Below are 14,762 nucleotides of genomic sequence, written 5' to 3'. Positions count from 1 at the left end.
GATGCGAAGAAAGGAATTAATAAAAGCGGTTATATTACCGGTCATCGTATTGATCTGTATGACATCCTGTAAAGAGCCATATTATCCGGATGTGGATAAGTCAGGGGCATATTATCTGGTGGTTGAAGGAACGATCTTTAATGGAGATAATAAAACCGTCATCAAACTTTCGAGAACAGCAGATCTGAAGGATACTAAAGTTAAGGGAGAGGCCAAAGCCATTTTGACAGTAGAGGACGAAGATAACAGTAAGTTTGGTTTAGCTGAAGAGGAAAACGGCGTTTATTCGGCCACCCTGACTAATTTACAGGTGGATAAGAAATACAGGCTGAGGATCAAAACGTCTAATGGGAAAGAGTATCTTTCTGATTTTGTTGCATTAAAGAATACGCCGGAAATTGATAGCGTTACCTGGGCAAAAAATGCAGATGGTGTTTCAATAAGCGTCAATGCTCATGATGATGAAAATCGTGGGCGCTACTACCGATGGCTGTATGAACAGACCTGGGAGTTCCATTCTCCGTATATTTCTAATTATGATTATGAGGAGCCTTTTATTATTGACCGGATCAACAGCAATGATATTTTTCAGTGCTGGAAGAGTCAAAGTTCTTCTACTGTAATTATCAAATCGACTGTAAACCTGAGTAAAGATCAGGTTGATCACTATCAACTTTTAAATATCCCGATGAATTCATGGTATTTGAGCGTTTTATACAGTGTTTTGGTAAAACAGTATGTGATGACCCAAGAAGAATATCAGTACTGGCAGAAAATAAAGAAGAATACGGAAGAACTTGGGAGTATATTCGATCCTCAACCTTCCGAAATACCGGGGAATATCCATTGCGTTTCTGATAAAGATGAAGTGGTAATTGGATATGTAGGAGCTTGTGTTCCACGTGAGAGAAGGATCTTCATATCCAATGCCCAGGTTCAGCCATGGCGTTATAGGCCTGATTGCTTTACCGTTGATGTGCTGGATAACCCGGATAGTTTGAAAGCTGCTTTTCATGGGGGCCAGGTTGATCCTGTAGGTAAATATTTTAGGGACGGCCAAACCCGATATACGGGGGCTTCCGTTACATGCATTGATTGCACATTGAGCGGCACAAATAAAAAACCATCATTCTGGCCATAAATTTTAAGATGTTCAATAAAATAAGAGATTTAAAACCGTATAAAAGGGCAGCATTGTTATTCTGTTTGAATGCTTTTTTGCCGGTTCTTGTGAGGTCTCAATCACAGGATTTGCTGTCGGTTGAGGCTGTTATAAACAAGGAAAATACAAGGATTTTACGGGAAAAGGTTTATGTGCATACTGATAGGGAGGCCTATTTGACTGGGGAAGTATTATGGTTTAAAGCATATGTGACAACAAGTAATTCTAAATTATCGGATGTAAGTAAGGTGTTGTATGCTGAGTTGATCAGTAAGGAAAAAGGGGCAGTTCTACAGGCGAAAATATCATTAAAAGGAGGGACAGGAAAAGGATCTGTAACTCTTCCTCCTGGCTTGCCTTCCGGTAATTATCAGTTTAGGGCGTACACCAGCATCATGAAGAATTTTGGCTTGGAGAACTTCTTTAAAAAGAGTATTTGTATCATAAATACACAAGGAACAAAGGATAGTATTCATATTTCGCCGGAAAATGCTCTTAACGTCAGTTTGATTCCCGAAGGTGGTAATCTGGTGAATGGAATAGAGAGTAAAATTGCTTTTAAAGTAACCGGGGCTGACAATAAAGGGATTCAGTTTAGAGGAACGATTATTAAAGGAAAAAGCGATACTATTTTGCGTTTCAAACCTGAGAAATTTGGTATAGGCACTTTTAAATTTACTCCGGATATAAATGAAAAGTATCGCATTCTTATTGTAAGTGAAGATGGCCGGTCTATAGTTGCTCAGCTGCCTGAAATCCTCGAAAGTGGATATGTGATGAGAGCAGAAACGGATTCGCCGGGTAAAATTAGAATCAGTGTTAAATCTAATGGTTCAGCCTCATCAAGAGTATATCTGGTTGGACACACGCATAATGCAATCAGGTTCGCTGATCAGCAGATGCTTTCAGATGGATCAGCCACTTTTTTCGTTGACATGAAGAATTTGCTGGCCGGGGTTACTTGTTTCACATTATTTGATGAACGCAGAAAACCAGTCGGGGAGCGGTTATATTTTAAATTTCCGAATGACAATGCGGAGGTAGTTTCCCATCTTAATTCAGATACTTTCTCCAGGAGACAAAAAGTAAATCTGGATATCTCGGTTAAGAACGGCCAGAAAAAATCTCTCGCATCTAGCTTATCTGTGTCGGTATTCTATGCCCCTTCTAATTTGAATATTAGGGCAGCTGATATAGTATCATATATGTTGCTGACATCTGAATTAAGGGGATCTGTAGAGGATCCCGAGAGTTACTTTGAAGAGAGGGAAGCCAGGAAAGATATATTGGTTGATAACCTGATGCTGGCTTACGGGCAGATTGGCTTTAGTACTGAAAAGATATCGCATGTGCCGGAATATGAAGGACACCTGGTGCAGGCATTGATTAAAGATGTAAATAACAAGCCTGCATCTGACGTTATTGCATTTTTATCTATTCCGGGAAAAAGAGTGCAGTTGTTTACAGCAAAAAGTGACAGTGCAGGTGTTGTAAGATTCAACACAAAGGATATATATGGAAGAAACGAATTTATTCTGCAACTGTACCCTGACAATGCGGACAAGTATAAAATAGATCTTCTTAGCCCCTATTTTAGTAGTTATACAAAAGCTGACATCCCTGTTTTTTCTCCATTTACTGATAGTCTGGAAAAAGGCATTTGGCGTGCAAATTTAAACAGGGTGGTTCGGAATATCTTTTGGGAAAGTAAAGAAAACAGATATATAGCACCTGAAATTGACTCTGCTGCGTTTTTCGGTAAACCGGAAAAAACCTATTTACTTGACAGTTATACCAGATTTGCGACAACAGAAGAAGTTTTCCGCGAGTATATACCAGAAATATGGTTGCAAAGAAAAGAGGGAAGCTTAAAGCTTACATTATCTGATCTGGGAGGAGTGGGATTGTTTAATACTGAACCATTAATGCTGGTTGACGGTGTGCCTGTTTTTCAATCCAGTAAAATACTTCGTTACGATCCGCTTAAGATCAGGTCTATTGATGTTGTCGGGCACCGGTATTACTGGGGGCCCACTTCTTTCGATGGAATAGTGTCTTTCAAAACCTATCAGGGGAATCTGGATGGTTTTCAGCTCGATCCAAATGATACTGTGGTTGACTATGAAGGCATGCTGGAAGAAAGAAAGTTTTATTCGCCTCAGTATGTAACAACCGAACAAGTATCCAGTCCTCTTCCTGACTTCAGAAATCTTTTATTTTGGTCTCCCGATATCGTTACTGATTCTTCAGATGGAAAGACATTTATAGAATTCTATACTTCAGACCAGAAAGGAACATATATCGGAAGTTTACAGGGAGTAACTGATGACGGATCTTTTGTTAACCATGTTTTTACTTTTAATGTGAAGTGAAGCTCTATTACTTGTAATATTTACTTTGAAAGGGCAGATATTTATTTTATAAAGACAGTTTTTTCTGTTACATTCAGTCGTAGCTTTTCCCCTAATCTCAGCGCATAATTATTATCAATATGCCCTGCCGGGAAGTCAAAGCAAACCGGATAGTCGTATTCTTTCACGAGGTTCATCACAATTTCAGGTACTGTCTGGCCGAAAGGGATGGCGTTGTCTTTTACGTCTGTAAACCCTCCTATTATCAGACCTTTTAATTTTGCAAGCTTGCCTGCACGTTTTAGCTGCCAGAGCATGCGGTCGATGGAATAAAGGTATTCCCCTACATCCTCAATGAAAAGGATTTTATCCAAGTAATCCATCTCAGAGATGGATCCACCCATCATCATCAGCAGGGTAAGGTTTCCTCCTATCAGGATGCCTTCAGCCTCGCCGTCACGACCGGGTGTTTGGCTTTCATATTCATAATGAAGGGGCTCGCCGAACAGGGCTTTTCTCAGCGACTCAAGTGAGGGCTTTGTAGCATCTGGGACGTTTAAAGGCATTTGTCCGTGAATGGTCTGCACTCCGCAGGTGGCATGAATATGACTGTGAAGTACAGTTATGTCGCTGAATCCGACCAGCCACTTTGGATTCTGGCAGAACCTTGAAAAGTCAAGTTGATCGATGATCCGGATGGTACCATATCCCCCTCGGGCAGCAACGATGGCCTTTATGGACTCGTCGTCAAGAAATCGCTGCAGATCTTTGGTGCGCAGCTCATCAGTGCCGGCAAACTGGTGGTAGGTCACAGTAACCGTTTCTCCAATCACTACTTCTAGTCCCCATGACTCTAACATCTGTATGGCTGTATCAATATCTGAGGGTAAGCTCTTAGCCGGACAGGTGATGGCGATTTTATCGCCTTTTTTCAGATATGGGGGTGCTATCATACGAAGTTGAAAGTTGTGGGTCGAAAGTTAAGAGTTTTTGAAGGGTTTTATGCAATAAGCCGAAAGAAAGGGCTTATATTTTCTCAGCCTCAATCTGTATCTTTGCCCGGTTATCCACAATATATTTTTAATGTCTGATTTAAATAAATTTAAACGATATACTGTTACTTCCGCTTTGCCTTATGCAAACGGACCTCTTCATATTGGCCATCTTGCTGGTGCATATATTCCGGCTGATATTTTTGTAAGGCACCTTCGCCTCCGGAAGAAGGACGTTGTTTGGGTGTGCGGCTCGGATGAGCATGGCGCAGCGATAACCATTAAGGCTAAGAAAGAAGGGATCACGCCTCAGCAGATCATCGATAAGTATCATCAGCAGATAAAAGAGAGTTTTGAACAGTTCGGGATTGCTTTCGATATTTATCACCGTACCTCCTCGCCTGTTCACCATGATCTTTCACAGGAGTTTTTTCTCAATCTTTACAAAAAAGGAGAATTTATTGAGAAGGAATCTGAGCAGTATTATGATGCAGAATTTGATCAGTTTCTGGCCGACAGATATATAACAGGTACCTGCCCTAACTGTGGGAACGATGGTGCCTACGGAGATCAGTGTGAAAAATGCGGAACATCGTTGAGCCCGACCGATCTCATTAATCCGAAATCGACCTTGAGCGGTAAGGCTCCCGTGTTAAGATTAACCAAACATTGGTACCTTCCCCTGGATAAATATCAGCCCTGGCTTGAAGAATGGCTTTTAGAAGGCAAAAAGAATAAGTGGAAGACCAATGTATACGGTCAGTGCAGCTCCTGGCTGAAGGCGGGTTTGCAGCCACGCTCTATGACCCGTGACCTCGACTGGGGGATTGATGTTCCCTTAGAGGAAGCGAAAGGCAAGAAGCTTTATGTGTGGCTTGATGCCCCTATCGGTTATATCTCTGCTACAAAACAGTGGGCCGCGGATAACAATAAAGACTGGCAAAAATACTGGAAACGGCAGGAGAATGAGGAAGACAATTCCTGTCTGATCCATTTTATCGGAAAAGACAATATCGTTTTCCATTGTATCACCTTCCCATCTATTCTTCATGCACATGGTGAATATATCCTTCCCGAAAACGTACCGGCTAATGAATTCCTGAATCTGGAGGGCGATAAGCTTTCTACTTCGCGGAATCATGCGGTTTGGCTGCACGAGTATCTGGAAGAATTCCCCGGAAAGCAGGATGAACTTCGATATGTGCTTACTTCTATCCTGCCCGAAACGTCTGACAGTGAGTTTACCTGGAGAGATTATCAGGCACGGGTAAATAACGAGCTGGTTGCAATCCTTGGTAATTTTGTGAACCGGGTGATGATCCTGATGCATAAATATTATGAGGGGAAAGTAGAAGGCCTCGCAGACCTGAAAGACGAAGTTCTTTACGGTCAGATTGGGAAAGCATACGATTCAATCCAGGAAAGTATTGAAAATTATAAATTCCGGCAGGCACTATCGGAATTGATGGACGTTGCACGCCTGGGAAATAAGTACCTTACAGATAAGGAGCCCTGGAAGACATTTAAAACAGATCCTGCGGCTACACGGGAAGTGCTGCAGAACTGTCTTCATATCATTGCGCATTTAGGAGTGCTGGCTCAGCCATTTTTACCTTCGGCCTCCAAAAAGATCTTCTCTATGTTGAACCTTTCGGGTGATGCATTTTCTTATGATGAGAAGATCAGCTTTGAAGACGGACATCAGTTGAATACGCCGGAGCTCCTTTTTGAAAAGGTTGAAGATGCGGTGATTGAGAAGCAGCTTGAAAAGCTCCTGAATAAAGCGCAGGAGGTTGTTGCAGCTGTTGAAGTAAGCCCGGCTAAGGAGAATGTAAATTACGATCAGTTTTCGGCGATGGATATTCGCGTGGGAACTATCCTTGCAGCAGAGAAGGTCGCTAAGACGAAAAAACTCCTGAAACTTACTATAGATACCGGTCTGGATACCAGGACCGTAGTTTCAGGTATTGCTGAATATTTTGAACCGGAAGCGATTGTTGGCAAGCAGGTAAGCATTCTTGTGAACCTCGAGCCGAGGGAAATTAAAGGAATTGTTTCAAAAGGAATGATTTTGATGTCGGAAAATCCGGATGGAAAACTTATTTTTGTAACTCCGGGCGAAAGTGCTGCTAATGGTAGTGTGATCCGGTAACAGTTGGCCCTGTAGTTCAACGGATAGAATAGAAGTTTCCTAAACTTTAGATATGGGTTCGATTCCCGTCGGGGCTACCAGAAAAGCCGCCAGTGATAAACTGAGCGGCTTTTCTTATAAATCGTTGTCAGTTTCGTATCCTTGTCGGCACCTCAGTTATGAGCTGAGCCACTCCTGATAAGTATGTTCAAACATTCCTCTTGCTTTCAATCGTGTAGGTGAATGAATCTGCGCGATAACATCCTACGTTGTATTCAATAGGATTATTGTAGATGTCAAACACATATCTTTTCCTGACCAAGATTGGAACGCCATGTTTAATTTCCAGTTTAGAAGCAATGAAGTTATCTGCTGCTGCTGCGCTTATCTCCTCTTTCGAGGTTTGAGCAATAATCCCGTAATCTGACTCGAGGATCTCATAAAGCGGGCGATTATAATTTTCAGAAGCGGAAAGAGGAATCTGCGGATTAAATTCCGAAGTGAAATACACAAAAGGATGCTCTTTTTTCCCCCTTAAGCGTTCCAGTCTCATCACTTTTGTTCCTTGTTTAATGTTGAAGAAAGCAGCCGCCTCCGGAGATACTTCGTGCCGGAAGATCTGTAATTCGAAATTATGAATCTCTATTCCCAGGATTCTCATTTCCTCCGAGAAACTCAGCCAGTTACTGGCCCCGGTGAATATTCTCTTATTTTCGACACGTGTGCCTACGCCTTTCTTTCTCACCAGCAAGCCTTCCATCACTAACGTATTAATTGCCTGGCGTAATGTGTTCCTGGAAATTTTTAATTGTTCAGACAATTCGACTTCATTTGGAAGAAGCTTCCCATTCTTATATTCAGGCTTATTAATAAGCTCTCTGATAAGTGTTTCGGCCTGTTTGTGCAGGGGCGTATGACTTTCGTGGTTAATCTCAAGTATCATCTTGTTTACAAATGTATAAAAATACTGCAATCAAATTTGTTTTTTATAAATGAAGACATATATTTGCTCCATGTTTAGTATGTATATACATATATATATAAATGACTGAACATTTACGCCAATATATAAATGATAAGTTCATACAATAAAACACCATCAATTCAGGTAGACGGCTTTATTACAAAAGGTTGGGACGCTGTTAAGTCTTTTATAGCCGAAAAGAGTCCAGAAACAAAGGTCGTGGCTATCGACTGTTATACTGGAATACATTATAGTGAATTAAAGCTGCAGCTTGCCTCATTAGAACATACGCTGTTTGTTGATACAAACGATCTTTTTGTCTCACAAAAGGATGCAGAAGCCCTAACAACGCGTTTTATGACAGATGATACACTGTTCGGATATATGTCAAACATCTCCTTATCAGAATATTTTGATCTGGCGAAGTTAGATGCTATCCGCAGCGTAATAAGCAGTACAAACGGCAGGGTTATTATATTCGGCTGCGGTGCACAGTTAGTTACAAAAAGCGATCTGCTGATCTATGCCGATATGCCGCGCTGGGAAATAATACAGCGAATGCGTAGCCAGGAGGCAAAAGGTCTTGGGATAGACAATAGCAAAGAGCCGTTCTCTTTACAATATAAACGGGGATTGTTCAACGACTGGCGTGTACTAGATAAGCATAAGCGGTCTATTTATTCTTCTGTAGACTACTGGCTCGACACCGTTGTTCCGAACGAGCCTAAAATGATTGATAAGAAGACATTTTATGCAGGAATGGACAAGGCTGCCACATCGCCATTCAGGGTAGTACCATTTTTCGATCCTGCTCCATGGGGAGGGCAATGGATGAAAGATGTATGCAATCTCGATCGCTCCAAATCCAACTATGGCTGGTGCTTCGATTGTGTTCCTGAAGAAAACAGCCTCTTACTTGAGGTTGATAATATTGTATTCGAAATGCCTTCGGTGAACCTTGTTTACACAAAGAGTCGCCAGCTCTTAGGCGAACCTGTTGAATCGCGTTTTGGAAAGGAATTTCCTATCCGGTTTGACTTTCTTGACACACTGGAAGGTGGCAATCTCAGTTTACAGGTGCATCCTACTACTCAATATGCACAGGAAAATTTCGGACTGCACTACACGCAGGATGAGAGCTACTATATTATGGAAGCAGAAGAGGATGCCGAGGTCTATCTCGGGCTGAAGACGGGTATTGATAAAGATGCTATGATCTGTGATCTGCAGAAGGCAGAAGAAGGCGGCTTTACCTTCGATGCGGAGAAATACGTCAACAAGCTTCCGGTAAAGAAACATGATCATTTCCTTATTCCGGGCGGAACGGTGCATTGTTCGGGAGCAAATGCAGTGGTTCTTGAAATTAGTGCAACGCCTAACCTCTTTACGTTCAAATTATGGGACTGGCAGCGTCTTGGGCTCGACGGGAAACCAAGGCCTATAAATGTACAGCGGGGAAAAGATGTGATCGACTGGGGGCGTGATACTGAGTATATACACGAAAACCTGGTAAACCGATTTGAGATTGTTGCCGAAGGAGATGGCTGGAAAGAAGAAAAGACAGGGCTTCATCGTAACCAGTTTATTGAAACACGTCGCCACACATTCACCAAAGCGGTAACTCACTACACGGACGAAAGTGTAAATGTTCTGAATCTAGTTGATGGCGAGGAAATCATAGTTGAAAGTCCTGTAAATGCTTTCGATCCTCTGATCATTCACTATGCTGAAACGTTCATTATCCCGGCTTCAATAGGTGAATATACCATACGGCCTTACGGAGCGTCGGAAGGTAAAGAATGCAAGACGATAAAGGCATCAGTAAGAATTTAATCATCAATCCGCTACACAATGGATCAAGCACAATCTCAAAAGAAATTTGCAATATTTTTCCCTGTTTTCCTCAGCTTCTTCGTGATGGGCTTTGTGGACATAGTGGGGGTAGCTACCAATTACATAAAGAAGGACTTTGGTCTTTCCGACTCAATGGCTAACCTCATACCGATGATGGTATTCGTATGGTTCGCGATATTTTCTATTCCAACAGGCATGCTGATGGGAAGAATAGGCAGGAAGAAAACAGTCCTCATATCATTGTTTATAACGGCGATAGCCATGCTGCTGCCATTATGCTTCTTTGATTATTTTGGCGCACTGGTTTCTTTCGCTCTTTTAGGAATTGGAAATACCGTCCTGCAGGTGTCACTTAATCCGCTGGCGGCAGCTATCGTAAGCCAGGAGAAATTGGCGAGCACGCTTTCTATGGGGCAGTTTATCAAGGCTGTATCGTCTTTTCTTGGCCCTGTGATAGTAGCATTTTCGGCAAGTCAGTTAGGTAACTGGCATTTAGCTTTTCTGATTTACTGCATCATCACTGTTCTTTCTGTTGTTGTTCTCTTCACGTTACCAATAAATGAATCGGCCGCGTCAGAAACACCGCAGCAATCCTCTTCTTTTAGACAGATTGCTGCTCTGCTTAAAGACCGGCACCTGGTATACTGTATTATCGTCATCCTTTTGATTGTGGGCATAGATGTCGGGTTAAATACCAGTATTCCTAAGCTGCTGATGGAGCGGGCAGGTTTGGATCTGGACGACGCAGCTTTAGGAACAAGCTTGTATTTTGCATCGCGTACTATAGGCACTTTTATAGGAGCGCTTCTTTTAATTAAGCTGTCTCCTGTTGGGTTTTTGCGCGTAACGCTGATTGTCGCCATTCTCGCGTTTGCAGGCATGATGCTCTCTTCATCCCTTTGGCCATTGCTCATTCTTATTGCGGTTGTAGGGTTAGCTTGTGCAAACGTGTTCTCTATTATCTTCACCCTTGCTCTGAAACACGATATGACGCATTCAAATGAAATATCGGCGTTGATGATTATGGGTGTTTCTGGAGGCGCATTATTATCTCCCATACAAGGATTGATCACCGATCAGTGGAACTTCACATCCGGTATGTCGGTTATCCTCGTCAGTCTGGTAATTACGGGTTTCATCTCATTTAAATTCAAATCGTGATGTCTGTATATAACCATGATAACCGTATTGTGATGACTCTGGATGCCGGGGGTACCAATTTTGTCTTCTCAGCCATTCAGGCCAATAATGAAATAGTAGACCCTTTTTGTTTGCCCGCCTATCCGGACGATCTGGAAAAATGTCTGAATACGCTGATCGATGGATTTACACATGTCAAAGATCAATTGCCTGCGATGCCCGTTGCCATTAGCTTTGCTTTTCCAGGCCCGGCTGATTACAAAAACGGTATAATCGGAGATTTACCTAATTTCCCTTCCTTCAGAGGCGGTGTTCCCCTCGGACCGTTTTTGCAGGAGCATTTTAAGATACCGGTATTTATTAATAATGATGGAAATCTCTTTGCCTATGGGGAAGCTTTGGCCGGAGCACTGCCAGCGCTTAACGAACGATTAAGGGCTAATGGGTGTAACAGAGTTTATCAAAATTTAGTTGGGATTACTTTCGGAACAGGCTTCGGTTCTGGAATAGTTATTAACAGGCGCCTTCTAACCGGTGACAATCATTGTGGAGGAGATGTGTGGGTATTTCGTAATAAGCTCTATCCCGGCAAAATAGCCGAAGAAAGTGTGAGCGTGCGGGCTCTGGTTCGCGTGTATAATGAATTTGCAAAAACTAAGGATAGCTCCCTCACACCTAAAGAAATATTTGCTATTGCAGAAGGTGAAAAAGAGGGGGATAAGCAGGCCGCAATAACAAGCTTCACTCAGTTTGGAGAGGTTGCCGGCGACGCTATAGCGCATCTGCTCACTTTTACGGATGGTATTGTAGTTATTGGCGGGGGTATTATAGGAGCAGCCAAATACATTATGCCACCCCTTATGAAGGAACTGCATTCCAGCCTGGCAACGTTCGATGGCAATACTTTCCCCCGCTTGCAAATGGATGTAATTGATCCGGAGGACGTCCGCCAGTTTGGGCAGCTTATTTCAGAGGAAAGTATACCGTTGGCTGTACGGGGTTCAAATAAAACAGTCAGTTATAACCCAAATAAAAAGACAGTAATTATGAAAACTCTTCTTGGAACCAGTAAAGCTGTGTCGCTCGGTGCATATTCATATGCGTTGAGTATGCTCGACAACTAAAACTAACAAGTATTACAACACCAATTAAAATCAAATTTCATGAAAAAATCATTAACTAAAATTTGTATTGGAGTTCTTTTGCATATATGTTTTTGCATATATGGTACAGGAACCTATGCGCAGGATACCAGAAGCGTAGTTAGTGGGACTGTAGTGGATGCAAATAATGAGGCCATTATTGGAGCTTCTGTTAAGGAGAACGGAACCGCCAGCGGGACCATGACCGATATCAATGGCCGCTTTTCATTAAAGGTGTCATCCATGAATGCAACGCTCACTATTTCCTATATCGGTTATAAGGCCAAAAGCGTACCTATAGCGGGTAAGCAGACATTAAAAATTGTTTTACAGGAAAGCAGGGTCGACCTGGATGAAATAGTAGTTGTGGGATATGGCACGCAAAAGAAGGTCAATCTAACTGGAGCAGTGTCGTCTGTAAACATGAAGAACCTGGAAAACAAGCCGGTAGTGAATGTAGTGGAAGCATTACAAGGCACAACTCCGGGCCTAACTATCCAGCAAAGCAATTCGATGCCCGGCAGCCGTCCTGCTATTAATATTCGCGGCGTCAATACTCTGAATAATAACGATCCATTAGTGATCATTGACGGCATGCAGGGCGACATCCAAAACGTGAATATAACCGACATCGAGAATATTTCGGTGTTGAAAGATGCTTCCTCTACGGCCATCTATGGTTCGCGTGCATCAAATGGTGTAATACTAATTACCACAAAGAAAGGAATCAAGGGAAAGCCCCGTATCGCATACGATTACTCTTATGCGCTTCAAACCCCTACCTTTATGCCCGACATTGTCGACTCGTGGGTATATGCCGAACTAAGAAACGAGGCATTAGTGAACTCGGGCCGGCCAGTACAATTTGGGGCTGATCAAATCAGGGACTTCAGGCAAAACGGCCCTAATTCAAACTGGATGGAAGAAATTTATAGATCTTCCGCTCCTCAGCAATCGCACAATCTTTCTATTGCCGGGGGTAACGACAAAACTACTTATCTGGTCTCTGCAGCTTACCTCGACCAGGCAAGTTTGTTCCAGGGGCCCGATTATGGCCTTAAACGCGGTAACTTTCGTGTGAACCTGGAAACGAATGTATCTGATCGTCTTAAGTTCAATGTATTGGCTGCTTATACACGCAACGGCATAAAAGATCATGCATACTGGACAGAATGGCTGATCGAGCAGGCAACACGTATGCCTCCTATCTATCCGATTAAGGATGAAAACGGCGATTATACCTTCCCGGGTGGAAGTAACTCAAATGCCCTTGCCCGTCTTGAGCAAGGTGGTCTTCGGGAAAGTCAGAATGATGATCTGTCGGGAATTCTGAATGGTGAGTTTAAGATCATAGACGGCCTGAAGTTAAGGGGAATGATCGGCGCTAAGTTGTACAATAATCGTCTTAAAGAAAACCGTAAGGCAATAGAAGGTTCAGGCGATAAGGAAAACCGGATGACCAATAGCTCGCAGCGTATTCAGGAGATTACGAGCAACCTGATTCTCTCTTACGATAAGAAATTCGGAAATCATAACCTCAGTGCTTTAGGCGGTTTATCGTATGAAGGAAACACCGATAACCGGTTCAGCACATTCCGGGTGACGGACCGAAGCCCATACGACATTATGGGAGGAGAACAAACCTCGAATACCGGAAACCAGGAATGGCAGACGGAATGGTCGATCTATTCAGCTTTCTTCCGCCTCAACTACAATTTCAAGGAAAAATACCTGTTCGAATTCAATTTGCGCGATGATGCCTCTTCTAAATTTAAAAAAGGAAACCGTTCGGCATGGTTCCCTTCGGCATCACTGGCATGGCGCGTGTCTGAAGAGGACTTCTATCCCGAAAGCCTGAAAGGCATCATGCCCGGGGCTAAAATCCGGAGTTCGATTGGACTGGTAGGGAATAACCGCATCGGAGACTATCAATATCAGGCAAATGTCAATGTAGGACAGGGATATAATTTTGGCTCAAATGTCGCTTCTGTTGCAACCTTCGACCCCTATAACGCTGATATAAAATGGGAAACAACGCGAATGTTCAATGTAGGCGCCGATCTTGATTTCTTCAGTAATGCGCTGTCGTTCTCTGCCGACTATTTTATAAACGATACGTATGATATTCTTGTTGGACTTCCGCTGCCGGGATTATATGGCTCTGCTGCGCCAATTCAAAATGCAGGCGAAGTACGTACACAAGGCTGGGAGTTATCGGCCAGGTATAATCTGAAAACGGGTGGCGTTAGACACACATTATCTGCTACGTTATCCGACAGCAAAAATAAAGTAAGCGATCTGAAGGGATCCTACTTCATAAACGGAACCGATGTTACTACTATTATCAAAGAAGGATATCCCATCAATTCCTATTATGCTTACAGATCTGACGGTTACTTTCAGAATGCTGACGAAGTAGCTAAAGGGCCGCATTTAGCAGGCATTACTCCAAAGCCGGGCGACATACGTTATCTGGATAAGAATGGAGATGGAATAATCAAAGATGACGACGACCGTTTTGTATTAGGAAACAGGGAGCCGCGCTTGCTTTATGGAATCAACTACAGAGCAGAATGGAAAAATCTCGACTTTTCGATGTTCTGGCAGGGAGTAGGGCAGCGTAATGTCTGGTTGAGGGGTGAATCTGTTGAGGCATTTCACAACAATAACGAAGGTCCCGTATTCAATTTTCACATCGACCGCTGGACACCCAGCCACCCGGATGCATCGTATCCGCGTTTAACTGTAGGTGCCGAGTCGGCCAACAACGCTGCTAAATCCAACTTCTGGATTGAAAACGCGGCTTACCTGAGGCTTAAAAATGTTCAGCTTGGTTATACAATGCCAGCAAAATGGACAAATAAGCTGCCCAATAGTCGCTTACGCATCTATGCAACGGTTCAAAATGCCCTGACTTTCTCTGACATGAAAGGCGGATGGGATCCCGAAACCACCGATGGTGGCGGACGTATTTACCCGGTAAACAGAACCTATTCTTTTGGACTGAATCTCAACTTTTAATAGTA

At 42.9% G+C, this 14,762-nt stretch carries 9 protein-coding genes and 1 tRNA gene; 8 read left to right on the top strand and 2 right to left on the bottom strand.

What is annotated here, in order from left to right; all coding sequences use genetic code 11:
- Position 1 precedes the first annotated feature (1 nt).
- Together BDE36_RS01250 and BDE36_RS01245 are read left to right on the top strand one after the other, a co-directional pair.
- Positions 2-1,141 (top strand): DUF4249 domain-containing protein, encoded by a 1,140-nt coding sequence (locus BDE36_RS01250; RefSeq protein WP_141813437.1) that lies wholly within the window; start codon positions 2-4, stop codon positions 1,139-1,141.
- A 230-nt stretch (positions 1,142-1,371) separates the two neighbouring features.
- Entirely contained in the window at positions 1,372-3,534 is a 2,163-nt protein-coding gene (locus BDE36_RS01245) for a hypothetical protein (protein WP_141813436.1), read from the top strand.
- A gap of 41 nt (positions 3,535-3,575) precedes the next feature.
- Here BDE36_RS01245 and BDE36_RS01240 read toward each other — a convergent pair whose 3' ends face one another.
- Positions 3,576-4,466 (bottom strand): S66 peptidase family protein, encoded by an 891-nt coding sequence (locus BDE36_RS01240; protein ID WP_141813435.1) that lies wholly within the window; start codon positions 4,464-4,466, stop codon positions 3,576-3,578.
- A gap of 130 nt (positions 4,467-4,596) precedes the next feature.
- Here BDE36_RS01240 and metG point away from each other — a divergent pair, with 130 nt between their 5' ends.
- A complete protein-coding gene (metG, locus tag BDE36_RS01235; protein WP_141813434.1) occupies positions 4,597-6,657 on the top strand; it encodes a methionine--tRNA ligase in 2,061 nt (686 codons plus the stop codon).
- A 5-nt stretch (positions 6,658-6,662) separates the two neighbouring features.
- Positions 6,663-6,737: transfer RNA gene (locus tag BDE36_RS01230), tRNA-Arg, on the top strand.
- A gap of 107 nt (positions 6,738-6,844) precedes the next feature.
- Here BDE36_RS01230 and BDE36_RS01225 read toward each other — a convergent pair.
- The gene (locus tag BDE36_RS01225; protein WP_141813433.1) at positions 6,845-7,579 is read right to left on the bottom strand and encodes a GntR family transcriptional regulator; all 735 of its coding nucleotides are present in this window, start codon (positions 7,577-7,579) and stop codon (positions 6,845-6,847) included.
- Positions 7,580-7,708: 129 nt separating this feature from the next.
- Here BDE36_RS01225 and BDE36_RS01220 point away from each other — a divergent pair, with 129 nt between their 5' ends.
- Genes BDE36_RS01220 through BDE36_RS01205 form a run of 4 tightly spaced genes read left to right on the top strand, consistent with a single transcriptional unit; the run spans position 7,709 to position 14,757 of the window.
- Positions 7,709-9,433, top strand: coding sequence for a class I mannose-6-phosphate isomerase (locus BDE36_RS01220; protein WP_141813432.1), 1,725 nt, complete (start codon positions 7,709-7,711; stop codon positions 9,431-9,433).
- Positions 9,434-9,451: 18 nt separating this feature from the next.
- Positions 9,452-10,615: an MFS transporter gene (locus BDE36_RS01215; RefSeq protein WP_141813431.1), complete on the top strand. Its 1,164-nt coding sequence runs from the start codon at positions 9,452-9,454 to the stop codon at positions 10,613-10,615.
- Positions 10,615-11,718: an ROK family protein gene (locus tag BDE36_RS01210; protein WP_202618205.1), complete on the top strand. Its 1,104-nt coding sequence runs from the start codon at positions 10,615-10,617 to the stop codon at positions 11,716-11,718. The genes BDE36_RS01215 and BDE36_RS01210 overlap by 1 nt, the downstream gene beginning before the upstream one ends.
- A 39-nt stretch (positions 11,719-11,757) precedes the next feature.
- Positions 11,758-14,757 carry a SusC/RagA family TonB-linked outer membrane protein gene (locus tag BDE36_RS01205; protein ID WP_141813430.1) on the top strand — a complete coding sequence of 1,000 codons (3,000 nt, stop codon included), beginning with the start codon at positions 11,758-11,760 and terminating at the stop codon, positions 14,755-14,757.
- Positions 14,758-14,762 lie beyond the last annotated feature (5 nt).

The sequence above is a fragment of the Arcticibacter tournemirensis genome (assembly GCF_006716645.1).
Taxonomy (GTDB): domain Bacteria; phylum Bacteroidota; class Bacteroidia; order Sphingobacteriales; family Sphingobacteriaceae; genus Arcticibacter; species Arcticibacter tournemirensis.
This window is presented reverse-complemented; position numbering and strand designations above follow the sequence as displayed.

Excerpts from the sequence above, each read along its gene's own strand:
- BDE36_RS01250 (WP_141813437.1), top strand. The coding sequence starts at position 2 with ATGCGAAGAAAGGAATTAATAAAAGCGGTTATATTACCGGTCATCGTA.
- BDE36_RS01240 (WP_141813435.1), bottom strand. The coding sequence starts at position 4,466 with ATGATAGCACCCCCATATCTGAAAAAAGGCGATAAAATCGCCATCACC.
- metG (WP_141813434.1), top strand. The coding sequence starts at position 4,597 with ATGTCTGATTTAAATAAATTTAAACGATATACTGTTACTTCCGCTTTG.
- BDE36_RS01225 (WP_141813433.1), bottom strand. The coding sequence starts at position 7,579 with ATGATACTTGAGATTAACCACGAAAGTCATACGCCCCTGCACAAACAG.
- BDE36_RS01220 (WP_141813432.1), top strand. The coding sequence starts at position 7,709 with ATGATAAGTTCATACAATAAAACACCATCAATTCAGGTAGACGGCTTT.
- BDE36_RS01215 (WP_141813431.1), top strand. The coding sequence starts at position 9,452 with ATGGATCAAGCACAATCTCAAAAGAAATTTGCAATATTTTTCCCTGTT.
- BDE36_RS01210 (WP_202618205.1), top strand. The coding sequence starts at position 10,615 with ATGTCTGTATATAACCATGATAACCGTATTGTGATGACTCTGGATGCC.
- BDE36_RS01205 (WP_141813430.1), top strand. The coding sequence starts at position 11,758 with ATGAAAAAATCATTAACTAAAATTTGTATTGGAGTTCTTTTGCATATA.